Source organism: Flavobacterium sp. GW823-FHT04A11, from assembly GCF_058796535.1.
The window spans coordinates 3645556-3663037 of record NZ_CM179503.1 but is presented as its reverse complement, the minus strand read 5'-3'; the positions used below and the strand labels follow the sequence as shown (position 1 = coordinate 3663037).

14 protein-coding genes are annotated in these 17482 nt (G+C 33.1%); 9 read left to right on the top strand and 5 right to left on the bottom strand.

What is annotated here, in order from left to right:
• Positions 1 to 25: 25 nt before the first annotated feature.
• From AC3QL1_RS15850 to AC3QL1_RS15830, 5 genes are all read left to right on the top strand, one after another.
• Positions 26 to 559, top strand: a complete 534-nt coding sequence (locus tag AC3QL1_RS15850) for a DUF6155 family protein (RefSeq protein WP_492492856.1) — start codon at positions 26 to 28, stop codon at positions 557 to 559.
• 108 nt (positions 560 to 667) lie between these two features.
• A complete protein-coding gene (locus AC3QL1_RS15845) occupies positions 668 to 2206 on the top strand; it encodes a DEAD/DEAH box helicase (RefSeq protein ID WP_492492854.1) in 1539 nt (512 codons plus the stop codon).
• Positions 2207 to 2311: 105 nt separating this feature from the next.
• On the top strand, positions 2312 to 3646 hold the full coding sequence (locus tag AC3QL1_RS15840; protein WP_492492852.1) for a DEAD/DEAH box helicase: 1335 nt from the start codon (positions 2312 to 2314) through the stop codon (positions 3644 to 3646).
• An 82-nt stretch (positions 3647 to 3728) separates the two neighbouring features.
• On the top strand, positions 3729 to 4253 hold the full coding sequence (locus tag AC3QL1_RS15835) for a GNAT family N-acetyltransferase (protein WP_492492851.1): 525 nt from the start codon (positions 3729 to 3731) through the stop codon (positions 4251 to 4253).
• 127 nt (positions 4254 to 4380) lie between these two features.
• On the top strand, positions 4381 to 5640 hold the full coding sequence (locus AC3QL1_RS15830; protein WP_492492849.1) for an NAD(P)/FAD-dependent oxidoreductase: 1260 nt from the start codon (positions 4381 to 4383) through the stop codon (positions 5638 to 5640).
• Between the two features lie 192 nt (positions 5641 to 5832).
• Here AC3QL1_RS15830 and AC3QL1_RS15825 read toward each other — a convergent pair whose 3' ends face one another.
• Positions 5833 to 7062, bottom strand: coding sequence for a multidrug effflux MFS transporter (locus AC3QL1_RS15825; RefSeq protein ID WP_492492847.1), 1230 nt, complete (start codon positions 7060 to 7062; stop codon positions 5833 to 5835).
• 143 nt (positions 7063 to 7205) lie between these two features.
• Here AC3QL1_RS15825 and AC3QL1_RS15820 point away from each other — a divergent pair, with 143 nt between their 5' ends.
• The 4 genes from AC3QL1_RS15820 to AC3QL1_RS15805 all read left to right on the top strand — a co-directional run bounded on the left by AC3QL1_RS15820 (position 7206) and on the right by AC3QL1_RS15805 (position 10931).
• A complete protein-coding gene (locus tag AC3QL1_RS15820; RefSeq protein WP_492492845.1) occupies positions 7206 to 7622 on the top strand; it encodes a hypothetical protein in 417 nt (138 codons plus the stop codon).
• Positions 7623 to 7713: 91 nt separating this feature from the next.
• Positions 7714 to 8094 carry a hypothetical protein gene (locus AC3QL1_RS15815; RefSeq protein WP_492492844.1) on the top strand — a complete coding sequence of 127 codons (381 nt, stop codon included), beginning with the start codon at positions 7714 to 7716 and terminating at the stop codon, positions 8092 to 8094.
• 321 nt (positions 8095 to 8415) lie between these two features.
• Positions 8416 to 10332: a DUF294 nucleotidyltransferase-like domain-containing protein gene (locus AC3QL1_RS15810; protein ID WP_492492842.1), complete on the top strand. Its 1917-nt coding sequence runs from the start codon at positions 8416 to 8418 to the stop codon at positions 10330 to 10332.
• Between the two features lie 2 nt (positions 10333 to 10334).
• The gene (locus AC3QL1_RS15805; RefSeq protein WP_492492840.1) at positions 10335 to 10931 is read left to right on the top strand and encodes a 3'-5' exonuclease; all 597 of its coding nucleotides are present in this window, start codon (positions 10335 to 10337) and stop codon (positions 10929 to 10931) included.
• 243 nt (positions 10932 to 11174) lie between these two features.
• Here AC3QL1_RS15805 and acs read toward each other — a convergent pair whose 3' ends face one another.
• The 4 genes from acs to ilvB all read right to left on the bottom strand — a co-directional run bounded on the left by acs (position 11175) and on the right by ilvB (position 17391).
• The gene (gene acs, locus AC3QL1_RS15800; protein ID WP_492492838.1) at positions 11175 to 13085 is read right to left on the bottom strand and encodes an acetate--CoA ligase; all 1911 of its coding nucleotides are present in this window, start codon (positions 13083 to 13085) and stop codon (positions 11175 to 11177) included.
• A gap of 496 nt (positions 13086 to 13581) precedes the next feature.
• The gene (ilvC, locus tag AC3QL1_RS15795) at positions 13582 to 15051 is read right to left on the bottom strand and encodes a ketol-acid reductoisomerase (RefSeq protein WP_492492836.1); all 1470 of its coding nucleotides are present in this window, start codon (positions 15049 to 15051) and stop codon (positions 13582 to 13584) included.
• Positions 15052 to 15092: 41 nt separating this feature from the next.
• Positions 15093 to 15614: an acetolactate synthase small subunit gene (gene ilvN / locus AC3QL1_RS15790; RefSeq protein ID WP_492492834.1), complete on the bottom strand. Its 522-nt coding sequence runs from the start codon at positions 15612 to 15614 to the stop codon at positions 15093 to 15095.
• An 88-nt stretch (positions 15615 to 15702) separates the two neighbouring features.
• Positions 15703 to 17391 carry a biosynthetic-type acetolactate synthase large subunit gene (gene ilvB / locus AC3QL1_RS15785; protein WP_492492832.1) on the bottom strand — a complete coding sequence of 563 codons (1689 nt, stop codon included), beginning with the start codon at positions 17389 to 17391 and terminating at the stop codon, positions 15703 to 15705.
• Positions 17392 to 17482: the final 91 nt, after the last annotated feature.

The window sequence follows — 17482 nt, the reverse complement described above, 5'->3', positions numbered from 1 at the left end:
AACTTTGTATTCTTAAACTTTGATAATGAGCAAGCGCGATTTAAAAAAATATTTAGCAGATTTAAATAAGGAACAACTCGAAGAACAAATTATCGAATTGTATGAAAAATTTAGTCCCGTAAAAGTGTATTACGATTTTGCTTTTAATCCGAAAGAAGATAAACTTTTGCAGGAATCCAAAGTCAAAATTTCCCACGAATATTTTCCCGTAAAAAAGCCAAATGCAAAATGGCGTCCAAAAGCCAAAATGCGAAGATCTGTTGCGCAAAAAATCATCAAACATTTTATTTCTTTAGGTGTTGATTCGTTCATTATTGCTGATTTGATGCTTTATAACATCGAAATCGCACAAACTTTCTCATCGAACAACTTCATAAAGCAGGAATTGTTTTACAAAAGCATATATAATTCTTTTGAGCAAGCGTTAAATTTTATTATTTCAAACGGAATTTCGAATGAATTTAAAGCAAGAATAATTGCTGTTCAACAAGAAACTATTCAACAAAAATGGAAGAATAAGTATGATTTTGAGACTATTTTAGATAAAAGTGGGTTATAAAAGCATTTCCCATAAAAAATCTTATTAAAAAAAATCATTTATTTTACGTTAAAATAAGATGGATAACTGTTTTTTAGGTGTATTTTTGCAAAAATCCAAAAATAAACAATGTCTCAAAACACTTTAGAAATAGAAAGAGAAGAGAAAAAAGAACTTTATGCATACCAAAAAGGCGATATTGACGCCATTTTTGAACGTTTAGATAATGCTCCAGCTCAACATCATTTATTGTATCAATTACCTACCGGTGGAGGAAAAACTGTAATTTTTTCTGAAATCGTGCGTCGTTATTTAGCCAATAATGACAAAAAAGTAGTCGTTTTAACGCACCGTATCGAACTTTGTAAGCAAACTTCAAAAATGCTGAAAGGTTTTGGTGTTTCAAACAAAATTATCAATAGTAAAGTTAAGGAATTGCCGGATCAAAACGATTATTCTTGTTTTGTGGCGATGGTTGAAACGTTGAAAAACCGTATCAATGACGAGAAATTGCATCTTGACAATATTGGTTTGGTTATTATTGATGAGGCGCATTACAATTCCTTTAGAAAATTATTAAACTCATTCAAAAATGCTTTTATTCTTGGAGTAACAGCTACACCTTTGAGTTCGAATATAAAATTACCAATGCACCAGAGTTATGATGAACTTATTGTGGGAGACACGATTAGCTCGTTGATTGACAAAGGATTTTTGGCTCGTGCTACAACCTATAGTTATGATGTTGGATTAACATCTTTAAAAGTGGGTATCAACGGTGATTATACCGTAAAATCATCAGATGATTTGTATACGAATACCATCATGCAGGAAAAATTACTACATGCATATACAGAGCGTTCTTTAGGCAAAAAAACACTGATTTTCAACAACGGTATTCATACGTCATTATATGTATATGAAACTTTTAGAGAAGCCGGTTACGACATCAGACACCTTGATAACACAAGCAGTTCTGAAGAACGTAAAGATATTTTGGCGTGGTTTAAGAAAACTCCGGATGCAATTTTAACTTCGGTTGGAATTTTGACAACTGGTTTTGATGAGCCTACTGTTGAGACAATTATCTTAAACAGAGCAACAAAATCACTGACATTATATTATCAAATGATTGGCCGCGGATCTCGTAAATTACCTGGTAAAGACGAGTTTACAGTAATCGATTTAGGTAATAATGCAGCTCGTTTTGGTTTATGGAGCGAACCTGTAAACTGGCAACACATCTTTAAATCACCTGAATTTTATTTGGAGAATTTACGTGATGATACTGAAATTGAAATGTATTTTAAATACAGTATGCCACCTGAATTGCGCGCTAAATTCAGTAAAACTGCCGAAGTTACTTTTGATGTTGATGAAGAACATAAATTAGCAATCAAACAAAATTTACGTTCTAAAATAGTATTAGACAAGTCATTAGAACAACATGCATCTATGTGTGTTGACAATACTGAAACATTACAGGAAGCAAAATCATTAGGAAAAGAACTTGATGACGATATCGAATGCCGTATCAAACGTTATGCAAAATGTTTGAGCCAATGCAGTAAAAACTACCGCGAATGGCTGGTTGACGATTATAAAAAGAACATGACCCTTTTAATCGGTAAAAAATACCGTGAAAAAATCATGAACGAACCGGATTGATTCGAAAAGGGTTAAAAAGTTTCAGGTTTCAGGTTTCAGTTGCTTGTAGATTTCTGCAACATGAAACCTGAAACAAAAAAAAACAATAAAAACAAAATAAAACGCATGTCTAAACAATTTTCAGCATTAGGAGTTTCAGCACCAATTTTAAAAGCTCTAAGCGAGTTGAACATTGTTGAACCAACAGAAATTCAACAAAAAACAATTCCGCTGCTTTTATCTGAAAGCCATGATGTTGTAGGTTTAGCTAAGACGGGAACGGGAAAAACTGCCGCTTTCGGATTGCCTTTATTGCAATTAATTAATACAGAAATAGCAGTTGTCCAGACCGTAATTTTGGTGCCAACCAGAGAACTTGGACAGCAAATATTTAGAAATTTAGAAGATTTTGGAAAACATATTCCGAATATTTCTATTGCTTCAACTTGTGGAGGAATCCCAATAAAACCTCAAATTGAGCGTCTTACACAACCTACACATATAGTTGTAGCAACACCGGGACGTTTGATCGATTTAATTCAGCGTAAAGCGGTTGATTTAAAACAAACGCAATATTTAGTTTTAGACGAAGCCGATGAAATGGTTTCGATCTTAAAAGAAAGTCTGGACGAAATTGTCGCTGAACTTCCTAGAAAACACCGCACTTTATTGTTTTCTGCCACTTTGCCGGGAACAATTAAACAATTGATTCAGAATTATTTAGATAAAAATGTAGTTCAGATTAGCGCCAATATGGAAACTGTTGGTAACCAAGGAATTGATCACGAATATATTGTGGTTGATCCTATTGAAAAACTGGATGTTTTAATGCATTTTTTAAATTCAAAAGATGGCGAACGCGGTATTATTTTCTGCAAAACTAAAGCTGCAGTCAATAAACTGGCCAAAAATCTGGCTATAAATCGTTTTTCATCAGGAGCACTTCACGGCAGTTTGTCTCAGGGAATTCGTGACAGAATCATGGAGCAGTTTCGTGAAGGACATATTAATATTCTTGTTGCTACAGATTTGGCTGCGAGAGGAATAGATGTTAAAGAAATCTCGTATGTTGTCAATTATCACTTGCCGGATACTTACGAAAACTACGTTCACAGAAGTGGAAGAACGGCGAGGGCAGGAGCAAAGGGACTTTCTTTAACGGTTCTTCAGGAAGAAGAAACAGTTGAAATTCCGGAATTTGAAAAAGAATTAGGAATTAAATTTACTAAATTCCAAAAACCATCTGCAGTAAGTTTAGAAGAAAATAATATGCTTTTATGGGCAAAACAAATCTTCAAAACTAAACCAAATCACGATCTTTCAGCAGATTTAAAAACAAATGTAAAAACAGTTTTTCATCATTTAACTAAAGATGAACTGATTGAAAAACTGATGGCAAATTATGTTCTGCAAAACAAAGTTGAAGTAACAGAAAAGCCTGTTAAAAAATTCAAAAAGTAATATTTAGAGCAATCTATTTAGCTAATTTATGTTGTATTTTTATAAGCAAATGAAAATTTGAACTGTAAAAATACAACCTGAAATGGCAAATAGTATCGTAAAAAAAATCTCCTTAAACGAAATCGACCAGTTACAAAAAATTGGCAGACAAACTTTTTATGAAACATTTTCAGAAGCAAATTCTGAGGAGAACATGAAAATTTATCTGGACAACAAATTTTCGTATGAAAAGCTTACAGCCGAACTTACGGATGAAAACTCTGAATTTTACTTCGCTACTCTTGACAATGAACCCATTGGATATTTAAAAATTAATTTCGGAGCATCTCAAACCGAATTAAAAGATGAAAAAGCGCTTGAAATTGAACGAATTTATGTTTCAAAAGAATTTCATGGCAAAAAAGTGGGACAATTACTTTATGACAAAGCTATCGAAATAGCCAAAGAAAAAAATGTGGATTATGTATGGCTGGGTGTTTGGGAAGAAAATTTCAGAGCTTTGAGTTTTTATACCAAAAATGGTTTTACTGAATTTGACAGGCACATTTTTAAATTAGGAAACGATGAGCAAACAGATCTCATGATGAAACTCAAATTGACGTATTAATTCGACAATTATTTTAACAGAAAACTCAAAATTGGTTTTTGTATGTGGAATTATAATGTTAAATTTATACAACTGCTATAGGCAGAAATAGTTTTAATCACAAATCCTACTTAAATAAATAATATATATGAATATAGTCATCATAGGAGGCGGTTTTGCAGGAATAAATCTTGCAAAAGAGCTTGTTAACCAACCTGAAATACAAGTTACGCTTGTAGATAAAAACAATTATAATTTCTTTCCTCCACTTATATATCAAGTTGCTACTGCTTTTTTAGAACCATCAAGCATTAGTTATCCTTTCAGAAAGTTTTTTGCCGGTAAAAAGAATTTACAGTTTCGTCTTGGAGAATTACTTTCTGTAGTTCCGGCCGAAAATAAAATAATTTTAAATAATGGTGAATTGACATACGATTATCTTGTTTTTGCCACTGGTGCAGAAACGAGTTATTTTGGTATGGAAAACGTAATGAAAAACGCAATTCCGATGAAAACCTTAAATGATGCCATCGAAATGCGAAATGCGCTGCTTAAGAATCTTGAAAAAGCAGCTATTACAAAAGATATTCGCAAGCGCCGTAAATTATTAACGATTGTAGTTGCAGGAGGCGGACCAACTGGAGTTGAAGTTTCGGGAATGTTTGCCGAAATGCGCAAAAACATTCTGCTTAAAGAATATCCGGAGTTAGAAACTTCTGCAAGTAATGTTTATTTAGTAGATGGAGGAGATGCTTTACTGGCGCCAATGAGTAAGGAATCTCAAAAAGATACACTTGAAGCGCTGACAAAACTGGGCGTTGTGGTTAAACTAAATACCAGAGTTGTTGATTATGTTGATGATACAGTGCATTTTGAAAACGGAGATACGATTAAAACCAAAAATTTAATTTGGGCTGCGGGAGTTTCTGCTAAGATTTTTGAAGGAATTCCAAAAGAAAGTTATGGACGTGGTCGTCGTATGGCAACGGATCAGTATAATAAAGTAAACGGACTTGAAAATATTTATGCTATTGGTGACACTGCAATTCAGGCGGGAGATAAAAATTTCCCTGACGGACATCCGCAAGTGGCGCAGGTAGCGATTCAGCAAGGATTAAATTTAGCCAAAAATTTTAAAGCAATGGTTAAAAATAAACCTCTTAAACCGTTTGTTTACAATGACAAAGGTTCTATGGCGATTATTGGAAAAAATAAAGCTGTTGTAGATTTACCAAGTCCAAAATGGCATTTCAAAGGATTTTTTGCCTGGATTATCTGGCTGTTTATTCACCTGATATCTTTGATAACTTACAGAAACAGATTGAATACTTTTTACAACTGGATGGTAGCCTATTTCGCAAGTGATCAATCTCTTAGAATGATTATCAGACCAGAAAAGAGACAATAGAATTTTTTAAATTTCAATTTTTAAAATTCCAAATTCCAATAAAAAAGCCAAAACTAAGATTTTGGCTTTTTTATTTATAAGGCTTTTTGTCATTTCGTTCTTAAAAGTAAACCCGACAGGTTTTAAAAACCTGTCGGGTTTACCATTGGAATTTGAAATTTATCCCCAGGTTTTGGGATTGGAATTTTATTTCTAATGTCCAACCAAAACATCTTCTTCAGAAGAAACTTCTACTTTTTCTTTGATAAAACGTTTGCCGATATTTAAAACTATAAATGCAATAATTGTAGTTGATGTCATAATAAGAACCATTGGCGCTACAGAATCTTTAACGAAAACTCCAACTGCAAAAGATGCCAAAGCTCCTAATCCTAACTGAATTGCGCCCATTAATGCTGAAGCACTTCCCGCATTTTTAGCAAACGGCGCCATTGTAAGTCCGGCTGTATTTGGATTTGAGATTCCCAAACAACCTAAAAATAAGAATAACATTGTAATCGTTTCGTATAATCCTAAAAGATTGTTTAACGACAACAATAAGAAAACAATACTAATAACAGATTGCAAAATAAGCGCTGCAAAAATCATTTGTTCGCTTGAAAATCTCTTTAATAAAACAGAATTTAATTGACTTGAACCAATAAAACTTACCGACATAAAAGCAAAAATCCAACCATAGGTTTTAGCATCAACATGATAAATATCCATAAAAATGATAGGAGAGGCCGCTACATAAGTAAATAAACCTGAAAAAGCGATAGAACCTGTAAAAGCATACGTGTAAAATTGAGGCTCTTTCAATACTTTAAGAAAGTTAGAAATAATAGGTTTTGGTTTTAATGAAATGGAAGTATCCGGTTTATAACTATTTGGCAAACCAACTTGTGAGGCGATTAAAATAGCGATTCCCATACACATTAGGATAAAAAATACGGTGTGCCAGCCATAATCTTCGGTAATATAACCACCAATTGTTGGCGCTAACATTGGCGAAAGTCCAAGCACAAGCATTAATAAGGAAAAAACTTTCGGAATATCTTTTACTGGAAATAAATCACGAACCATTGCCACAGAAGCTACAGTTGCAGCACAGCTTCCGATAGCCTGAATAAAACGCAGGAAGATAAAAGAATCAATATCAGCCACGTAAACACAACCTAAAGAAGCTAAAATATAAACCATTAAACCAATAAATAAAGGTTTTTTGCGACCGAAGCGATCTAATAAAGGACCATAAAGCAATTGTCCGGCAGAAATTCCAATAAAATAACTAGACAAACTCATCGAAACTTTGGCGACAGTTGTATGTAAATCTTTTGCAATACCTGAAAAACCAGGTAAATACATATCGATTGAAAAAGGACCAAGAGCCGTTAAAGAACCCAAAATAAGGATAAGCTGAATATATTTTTTTGTTGTCATTTTCTTAAAAGATTGCTTTTTATTTCGTGCAAAGATAAATATTTAGTACCTTCATACATATAATAATCGCATTTTATGCAAAAAATGGATATTATGTAAGTTTTAAAAATTATTTTAAAACATTAACCATTAAATTTAAATTTATGAAAAAATTCACATTACTTTTAGCTCTTATTTTTACAACAATTTCATTTGCACAAACTATTAATTCAAAACAAGAAGATGCTAATGTAGCGCAATATGCTTTGCTTCAAAAAGTTAACGAATATTATCCGGACATCACTTTGAGCAAAACGATTACAAACTTTTATGCAGATGGAAAAATCATAGATTCACAACAACAATTTGATTTAAAAGGAACTAAATTTTCAAGCTACAAACTTGGAATTGAACCAGATAACAAAAAATTATTGTTTGAATATGTTTCAGACGAAACTGGAAAAGTTTACGGAGACGTTTCGCTTTTTAAAGGAAGTGTTTTAAGAACAACATTTACCGAAAGAACTGGTTTAATTGATGTTTCATTAAATGGAAAATCTGTTTACCAGACTAAAATCTAATAATTTTTAGAATTATACGGAAAGCACCATTTTATATGGTGCTTTTTTTATTTTATATTTGAAACACAATTTCCTTTAAAATTTTAATCTGATGAAAAATATTTTTCTGCTGCTTATATTTATTTCTTTTTCAACGTATTCTCAAACAAATTTATTTACAGGAACCTGGAGCACTGAAAATTGCAAGAGCTGCAGCAAAGAATATATTTTAAAATTAAATCTGGCGCAATCAAACAATAAAATATTTGGAACTGCAGAAATTACAAGCAATGATCCAAAATTTGTAACCGGTGTTATGGAAGTTACCGGAAACGTTTTTGTACTTGGTGAAAAAGCGCAAATTAATATCAAAAGTAAAAATGGTTCTGCAAGCGCAGTTCTTTTTGCAAATGATCAAGTTTTACAATTCATTAAACGTGGCGGTGGAGATTTAGTTCCAAAAGAAACAATTCTGACGAAAGTATATGAATAACGGTGTGATTAAGCCAAACATATTTTGAACTATAATTTATATTATGTAAAATAGACTTTTTGAAAAACTACTCTTTATCAATTGTTTGCCGCAATGCATTACTATTCTGAATTGACTGATTCTCTTTGCTTCCTTCAATATTCTTCAGAAAATAATTTAAAAATTAAACGATTAAAAAACACATAATACGTTTATAACGTTTTAAAAGGATAAAAAACTGTCTTTTCTTTATAATCAACATATTCTAATCCAGATGCTTCATTGTAAGAGTTTATTTTATTATTTTTACATACGATAACTTTAAAAAAAATTATCAACCATATGAATACAATTGCTGAGCATATTGCAGATTTTTTAAAAGAATATCCGCCGTTTAATAACATAAGTTTTCAAGAATTAGCTGAGATTGCAACCAATATTCGTGTTATCAATTTAGAGAAACACGCCGTATTGTTTGAAAATAACGATCCTTTGCATGATAGTTTTTATGTTGTGGCTTCGGGTGTTGTAAATTTGACTACAATTGCAGATGCCGAAGAAACTATAATTAATAAATGCCACGAAGGAAATATTTTTGGTTTACGTCCGTTTTTTGCCAAAAATAACTATATGATGACTGCAAAAGCACGTGAAGAAAGTATTATTTATGCTATTCCTATTGCTGTTTTCAGACCTTTTGTAGCGAATAATTCTGATGTTTTAAATTTCCTGCTTGAAAATTTTGCTGTCAATTCCAGACACACCAAAGACAATTCAAGTTCTAATGGAAAAATGATTTCTGAGACTTCATTTTATGTAGATCAGCAGTCAGAAATGCAATATTTACAGTCACTTACCTACAATAATTCGCCATTAAAAACAGAAGCAAACCGCATTGTAAAAGATGTGGCTATTTTAATGACCGAATCAATGGTTGACAATATCGTGGTTACGGAGAAAAATCACCCGATTGGTATTGTTACAGACGCCGATTTATCTTCTAAAATTGCAACAGGCCGCTATCCTATTACAGAAACGATTGACAAAATCATGTCATCGCCTGTTGTGACCGTATTAGAAAATGTTTCTCTTGCCGAAGCACAATTATTGATGCTAAAACATAATGTAACTCATTTATGCGTTACTAAGGACGGTACAAGTAAATCTGCCGTTAAGGGAATTATTTCTGAACACGATTTAATTGTTGCTCAGGCCAGTAATCCCGGGGTTTTGATTAAAGAAATCAAGCGTTCACAACTTCCTAAAGATTTAAAACAAATACGAGATCGTTTATCTGATTTGATTCAGAATTCGCTTCAAAAAAATATTCCGCTTTCGCATGTCAGTAATATTGCCAGCGAAATCAATTTGGCCATAATAAAACGTGCGGTAGAGTTGTCTATTTTGGATTTAGGCTCACCTCCTGCTCGATTTGCATGGTTAAGTATTGGAAGTCAAGGACGTAAAGAACAGCTTTTACTAACGGATCAGGATAGTATTTTGGTTTTTGAAGATGTTACTCCGGAGAAATACAGAGACGTAAAAGATTATTTTTTAAGACTGGCAAAAAGAACAACTGCCATATTAGAAAAAGTAGGCTACGAACTTTGTCCAAACGGACATATGGGAAGCAACATGCTTTGGTGTAAGTCATTGACTGACTGGACAAAACAATATAACAGCTGGATGAATACTCCAGGTGAAAACAGTAATGATTTAAGTAGTATTTTCTTTGATTATGAGATCGTTTTTGGTGAGCCAAAAATTGAAGAAGCAATAGAAAGTGTTATTTTTAAGAATGCAGTTAACAATACTTTATTCTTTGACTTTTTAGGAAATGATGCTTTAAAAAGAAATTCTCCTTTAAGCTTTTTCAAAAAATTCATTTTGGAAGAAGAAGGTCCGCAAAAAGGAAAATTTGATATTAAAACCCGCGCTTTGATGCCGTTAATTGATGGCGCTCGTTTGTTGATTCTAAATTCTAATATAAAAGGAATTCAGAATACTTATTTGAGATTCAAGCAATTAGCTATTACAGATTCAAAAAATGCAGAGATATATTTAAGTTGTGCCGAAGCTTTTCTGACATTATCAAAATTTAGAACTATTGAAGGATTAAAAAATGATGATTCAGGACAGTATCTCAGCATTAAGGAAATGTCAAAAACAGACAGAGAAAAATTAAAAAATGCTTTAACACCAATGAAAGATCTTGAGGAATTGATCAAGAATAAATTTCAACTTACGCAATTTTCATAAGTATGTTAGACTGGATTAAAAATATTAATAAAGAACATCCTGAATTTTGGAAGGATTATTTGACCAAATTCGAGACAAAGCCTAACAGATTTGTTGTTTTATCAACCGAAACCTCTGGTCTTAATCCTAATAAGGACGTAATTTTATCTTTAGGAGCTTTTTCGATTATTGATGACAGTATTGTAATAAAAGACAGTTTTGAATCTGTTTTGCTGCAATACAAATTCCTGCATGATAATGGTCTTTCTAACGAATTTATCATTGAAAGTAAAATGATAAAAATGGAAGAGCCGGCCGCTATGGAAGCTTTTATTAATTTTCTTGGGAATGCAATTTTAGTTGGACATCATATTAATTTTGATATTGAAATGCTCAACAGTGCTTTGGAACGTCTGGATTGCGGAAGATTGAAAAATGAAGCTTTGGATGTTGATATGATGTACCGTAAATTAACGGATATTAATGACAAACAATTTTCATTAGACGATTTATGCGAAATTTTTAAAATTCCAAAAAGCGACAGAAATTCTTCTTCTGAAGATGCGTACAGAATTGCACTTTTATTTTTGAAATTAAAATCCAGATTGGGGATTAAATAATTGCGTCTTTTTCGACCATATAAGTTATATAAGGAATATAAGTTAAAATCTTTGAAAAGAACAGATAAAAATAATGCAATTATTTGTCAGGCTGAGCGAAGTCGAAGCCTATCCATAGTGATTCTGCATGACGGGCTTCGACTTCGCTCAGCCTGACAACAAAGTTCAACTTCATTATTAATTAAATAAAAAATGCCTCTTAAAATTTTTAAGAGGCATTTTTATTTTTTATTTCTATCAGAATTAAGAAATTCTTTCTTTTTGAATCTCTTCTACAATTTCAGGATTTAATAAAGTTGAAGTATCTCCAAAATTAGAAAAATCTCCTTCGGCAATTTTACGTAAAATTCTACGCATGATTTTTCCGGAACGTGTTTTAGGTAAACCAGAAACAAACTGAATTTTATCTAATTTCGCAATTGGCCCAATGTGATCAGAAATATATTGGTTGATCTCTCTAGACAGATTCTCCTTATTTCTAACTTCTCCGGTTTCTTTCAAAATTACATAACCATATAAAGCATTTCCTTTTATATCGTGTGGGAAACCAACAATCGCAGATTCTGCAACTGCAGGATGTTCATTGATAGCATCTTCGATAGGCGCTGTTCCTAAATTATGACCAGAAACAATTACAACGTCATCAACCCTACCCGTGATTCTGTAATATCCAACTTCGTCTCTTAAAGCTCCGTCTCCTGTAAAATATTTCCCAGGGAAAGAAGAGAAATAAGTGTCTTTATAACGCTGGTGATCTCCCCAGATAGTTCTGGCAATTCCAGGCCAAGGAAATTTAATACATAAACTTCCAACAACTTGATTTCCTTCGATTTCATTGCGTTTTTCATCCATCAAAACAGGCTGAATTCCCGGTAATGGTAAAGTTGCGTATGTTGGTTTTGTTGGCGTTACAAAAGCAATTGGCGAAATCATGATTCCACCTGTTTCTGTCTGCCACCAGGTATCAACCACCGGACATCTTTTATCTCCAACGTGGTCATTGAACCAGTGCCAGGCTTCTTCATTAATTGGTTCTCCAACAGATCCAATAACTTTTAGAGATTTTAGAGGATATTTTTGAATATAATCTAAGCTTTCTTTTGCTAATGAACGAATTGCTGTTGGCGCTGTATAGAATTGTGTGATTTTATGTTTTTCGATAATATCCCAAAAACGACTGAAATCAGGATAAGACGGAACTCCTTCAAAAATTACGGTTGTTCCTCCATTTAATAACGGTCCGTATAATATATAAGAGTGACCGGTAATCCAGCCAATATCTGCAGTACACCAGAAAATATCATTTTCTTCGTGGCTGAAAACATTTTTAAAAGTATAAGCTGTATAAACCATATAACCAGCTGTAGTATGAACCATTCCTTTTGGTTTTCCTGTAGAACCTGATGTATATAAAATAAACAAAGGATCTTCGGCGTCCATAATTTCTGCTACGCTATTGTCTATTGCAGCATCTAATAGTGGCTGCAACCAAACGTCACGGCCGTCTTTCATTTTAATTTCTGTGTTGGTTCTTTTTACAACCAAAACTTTTGAAACAGTTGGGCAGGTATCTAAGGCTTCATCAACAATTCCTTTAAGGTCGATTGTTTTATTTCCTCTGTATCCGCCGTCAGACGTGATAACCATTTTACATTCACAATCGTTAATTCTTGCTGTAACAGCTGATGCTGAAAATCCTGCAAAAATTACAGAGTGAATTGCTCCAATTCTGGCGCAGGCCAAAACGGCAACTGCCAATTCCGGAATCATTGGTAAATATATACAAACACGATCTCCTTTACGAACGCCCTGATCTCTCAAAACATTCGCCATTCTTGATACTCTTTCGTATAATTCGTTGTAAGTTATATGCAAAGCCTCTTCAGAAGGATCATTCGGTTCAAAAATAATAGCCGTTTTTTCTCCTCTTTTGCTTAAGTGCCTGTCGATGCAATTTTTGGTAATGTTAACTTTTGCTTCAGTAAACCATTTTACTTCGGCTTCAGCCATATTAAAATCTACTACTTTATCCCATTGTTGGTACCAGGTGAAATTTTCCTCAGCGATCTTCCCCCAAAACTTCCTTGGTTCCCTTATTGACTTATTGTAATGTTTAAAATATTGTTCTAAATTTTCAATTTTATAATAACTCATATGTTTTTGGAATTTTTTTATAAATGTATTAAATCTCGACGTATTCTTAAAATTATTTAATTCATAAATTTTGTCAATTAAAAACACATATTAAAAAAAATATGTCTTTTTTATGCATTTAATATAAAAATTTACGTTTTGAACTAAAAAAGCAATTCACAAAAAAGGCACGATAAATAAATATCATGCCTTTTGATTTTAACAATTTCAATAACAATTAATTTTGTAACGCTGCATTACATTCTTCTACGTTCTATTTTGAAAATAGCAGCAGCTTTATTAATTAAAACAGAAATTTTCAACAAGCATATTTATCACTAAACATGCCCCTTCATTTAGGGATTAGCTTCACTTAACTTTCTCACCGAAGTTAAGTGAATGCAACGTGCATCTATATCTATTTTTTTAATAAGTGCTTACTAATTCAAAATATTACATAAAATAATGATACAGTGCAAATCCCATCACATTCGAATGTGTGGTAATTCCCAATTTATTATCCAATTTTTTTCATTGCAGTCATAGATTCTCTCAACCATGCTCCTACTTCTTCGATAGGATGTTGACGAATTTCTTTGTTTACTGCAATTAATATCGCATTATCTACTCCATTTGAAGTCGAAAATGGTTTTCCAATCACATTAGTATCAACAGTTTTCATGAATTCAGTCAATAACGGTTTACAAGCGTGATCGAATAAATAACATCCGTACTCTGCAGTATCCGAAATAACGCGGTTCATTTCAAATAATTTTTTTCTTGCAATAGTGTTTGCAATCAAAGGCAATTCGTGTAATGACTCATAATAAGCTGATTCTTCGATAATTCCAGCTTCAGTCATAGTTTCAAAAGCTAGTTCAACTCCGGCTTTTACCATTGCAATCATTAAAACTCCATTGTCAAAATATTCCTGCTCAGCAATTGGAGCATCAGTTGGAGGTGTTTTTTCGAAGTTAGTTTCTCCGGTTGCAGCTCTCCATGTCAATAAGTTTTTATCGTCATTAGCCCAGTCAATCATCATATTTTTAGAGAATTCTCCAGAAATAATATCATCCTGATGCTTTTGAAATAACGGACGCATAATATCTTTTAATTCTTCTGCAATTTCATAAGCTTCAATTTTTGCAGGATTAGAAAGACGATCCATCATATTGGTGATACCTCCGTGTTTCAACGCTTCTGTGATAGTTTCCCATCCGTATTGAATTAATTTTGAAGCATATCCAGGCTCGATTCCTTTTTCAACCATTTTATCAAAACATAAAATAGAACCCGTTTGCAACAATCCGCAAAGGATCGTTTGCTCACCCATTAAATCTGATTTTACTTCAGCAACAAATGATGATTTTAAAACCCCGGCTTTATGTCCTCCAGTTGCTACAGCGTATGCTTTTGCCTGATCTAAACCAAAACCGTTTGGATCATTTTCCGGGTGAACTGCAATTAAAGTTGGTACACCAAATCCTCTTTTGTATTCTTCACGAACCTCAGAGCCAGGACATTTAGGAGCACACATAATTACAGTAATATCTTTACGAATCTGCATTCCTTCTTCAACAATATTAAATCCGTGAGAATAAGCTAAAGTTGAACCTGTTTTCATTAATGGCATAATTGCAGTAACAACCGCAGTATGTTGTTTATCAGGAGTTAAGTTACAAACTAAATCAGCAGTTGGAATCAATTCTTCATAAGTACCAACTTTAAATCCGTTTTCTGTAGCATTTTTATAAGATGCTCTTTTTTCAGCAATTGCATCTGCACGTAATGCATATGAAATATCCAAACCAGAATCTCTCATGTTTAATCCCTGATTCAAACCTTGTGCACCACAACCTACAATGACAACTTTTTTTCCGGCTAATGCAGCAATTCCGTCTGCAAATTCTGATTGCTCCATAAATTCGCAAACGCCTAATTGTTCTAATTGTAATCTAAGTGGTAGTGTGTTGAAATAATTTGCCATTTTCTTTTAAATATTTAATAATGTGTAATTTATAATTGATACTAATTTAGGGCTTCTAATAATGTTGAAATTTCCATTTTTTCCTTAGAAACAGATATTCTTCCTGAACGAACGAATTGCATAATTCCGTAAGGTTTAAATTTTTCGTATAATTCCTCAATTTCAGAACGTCTTCCTGATTTTGAAATCACAAAGAAATCACGGGAAACCGTCACAATTGTAGACTGGCTTTCCTTGATGATATTCTGAATTTGTTTTTCATCAAACAACAAACTTGAAGCAATTTTAAACAAGGCATTTTCCAGATAAATAGTCTCTTCATCTGTGTGATAAAATGCTTTTATAACTTCAATTTGTTTTTCAATTTGTCCAACAATATTCTGAACCCATTTTTCTGTAGTATTTACTACAATGATAAATCTTGAAACATTCTCTATTTCTGATTCTGAAACGTTTAGACTTAATATATTAATGTGACGCTTTAAGAATATTCCTGATATTCTATTCAACAATCCCACGTTATTTTCTGAGTATACCGATATGGTAAATGTTTTATCTTCCATTTTGTTTTTAGTTTATTTTGTTTCATGTTTCAGGTTTCAAGTTCTGCTGAGAACGTGAAACTTGAAACTTAAAACTTGAAACTTCTTTTTAGCTTAATCTAATTTCAGAAACACATGCTCCTGTTGGAATCATTGGGAAAACGTTGTTTTCTTTTTCTACCATAACTTCAAGGAAATAAGAATCTTTTGAAGCCATCATTTCTGCAACGGCTGCATCTAAATCATCTCTTTGTGTTACTTTTTTAGATTTGATATGATATCCTTCGGCGATTGCGACAAAATTTGGATTAATCATTTTTGTTGAAGCATATCGGTTATCAAAAAACAATTCCTGCCATTGACGCACCATTCCTAAAAATTCATTGTTTAGAATAACAATTTTTACCGGAACCTGAGTTTGAAAAATAGTTCCTAATTCCTGAATGGTCATCTGGAATCCACCATCACCAATAATGGCGACAACTTCGCGATCCGGTCTTCCCATTTTTGCTCCAATCGCAGCAGGAAGTGCGAATCCCATTGTACCTAATCCACCGGAAGTAATATTACTTTTGGTCGAATTAAATTTAGCATAACGACAAGCAAACATCTGGTGCTGACCAACATCTGAAACGATAATAGCATCACCTTTTGAATGTTTATTAATCATTTCCATGGTTTCTCCCATAGAAATTCCTTTTCCATTGGTTGGATTTAATTCTTCGTTTATAACAGATTCTACTTCGATTTTATGTAATTCCTTAAATTCATTATGCCATAAATCATGCGATTTTACATCAATTAATGGCAATAAAGCATTTAAAGCTTCTTTAACGTCTCCTAAAACTGCAACTTCTGTTTTTACGTTTTTATCAACTTCAGCAGGATCAATTTCAAAGTGAATTACTTTTGCCTGCTTGGCGTACGTTTTCAAGTTTCCGGTTACACGATCATCGAAACGCATTCCCAATGCAATTAAAACATCACATTCATTAGTTAATAAATTAGGACCGTAATTTCCGTGCATGCCCAACATTCCAACATTCAAAGGATGATCTGTTGGCAAAGCCGAAAGTCCTAAAATAGTCCAAGCTGCGGGAATTCCTGATTTTTCGATGAAAGCTTTTAATTGTTCTTCGGCCTGACCGAGAATAATTCCCTGACCAAAAACAATAAAAGGTTTTTTAGCGCTATTGATTAATTCTGCAGCTTCGGCAACTTTGTCTAATTTTAATTTCGGAACCGGAACATAACTTCTGATTGAAGTACATTTTTCATAACTAAAATCAAACTCATCAAACTGAGCGTTTTTAGTAATATCAATTAATACAGGTCCAGGACGCCCTGAACGTGCGATATAAAATGCTTTTGCAATAATTTCAGGAATCTGAGAAGCCTCGGTTATCTGAAAATTCCATTTGGTTACCGGAGTTGAAATTCCAATAATGTCTGTTTCCTGAAAAGCATCAGAACCCAATAAATGTCTCCCTACTTGTCCTGTAATACAAACTAATGGCGTTGAATCGATTTGCGCATCTGCAATTCCTGTAACCAAATTTGTTGCTCCCGGCCCTGAAGTAGCGATTGCAACCCCAACCTTCCCAGTAGCTCTTGCATATCCCTGAGCGGCATGTGTTGCACCTTGCTCATGGCGTACTAAAACGTGGTGTAATTGATCCTGAAATTTATACAATTCGTCGTAAACCGGCATAATTGCTCCACCCGGATAACCATAAACCAAGTCTACTCCTTCTTCTAATAAACATCTTATAACGGCTTCTGCCCCTGATATTTTCATAGTATATTTTTTTTATCAAAAATCAATTTCAAAAATCCAATATCAATGTCAATTTCAAAAATCAATGTCAATGGTAAAAACTTACTTGTAA

Excerpts from the sequence above, each read along its gene's own strand:
- ilvN (WP_492492834.1), bottom strand. The coding sequence starts at position 15,614 with ATGGAAGATAAAACATTTACCATATCGGTATACTCAGAAAATAACGTG.
- ilvB (WP_492492832.1), bottom strand. The coding sequence starts at position 17,391 with ATGAAAATATCAGGGGCAGAAGCCGTTATAAGATGTTTATTAGAAGAA.
- AC3QL1_RS15825 (WP_492492847.1), bottom strand. The coding sequence starts at position 7,062 with ATGACAACAAAAAAATATATTCAGCTTATCCTTATTTTGGGTTCTTTA.
- AC3QL1_RS15820 (WP_492492845.1), top strand. The coding sequence starts at position 7,206 with ATGAAAAAATTCACATTACTTTTAGCTCTTATTTTTACAACAATTTCA.
- AC3QL1_RS15815 (WP_492492844.1), top strand. The coding sequence starts at position 7,714 with ATGAAAAATATTTTTCTGCTGCTTATATTTATTTCTTTTTCAACGTAT.
- AC3QL1_RS15835 (WP_492492851.1), top strand. The coding sequence starts at position 3,729 with ATGGCAAATAGTATCGTAAAAAAAATCTCCTTAAACGAAATCGACCAG.
- AC3QL1_RS15805 (WP_492492840.1), top strand. The coding sequence starts at position 10,335 with ATGTTAGACTGGATTAAAAATATTAATAAAGAACATCCTGAATTTTGG.
- AC3QL1_RS15830 (WP_492492849.1), top strand. The coding sequence starts at position 4,381 with ATGAATATAGTCATCATAGGAGGCGGTTTTGCAGGAATAAATCTTGCA.
- AC3QL1_RS15850 (WP_492492856.1), top strand. The coding sequence starts at position 26 with ATGAGCAAGCGCGATTTAAAAAAATATTTAGCAGATTTAAATAAGGAA.
- acs (WP_492492838.1), bottom strand. The coding sequence starts at position 13,085 with ATGAGTTATTATAAAATTGAAAATTTAGAACAATATTTTAAACATTAC.
- AC3QL1_RS15840 (WP_492492852.1), top strand. The coding sequence starts at position 2,312 with ATGTCTAAACAATTTTCAGCATTAGGAGTTTCAGCACCAATTTTAAAA.
- AC3QL1_RS15845 (WP_492492854.1), top strand. The coding sequence starts at position 668 with ATGTCTCAAAACACTTTAGAAATAGAAAGAGAAGAGAAAAAAGAACTT.
- AC3QL1_RS15810 (WP_492492842.1), top strand. The coding sequence starts at position 8,416 with ATGAATACAATTGCTGAGCATATTGCAGATTTTTTAAAAGAATATCCG.
- ilvC (WP_492492836.1), bottom strand. The coding sequence starts at position 15,051 with ATGGCAAATTATTTCAACACACTACCACTTAGATTACAATTAGAACAA.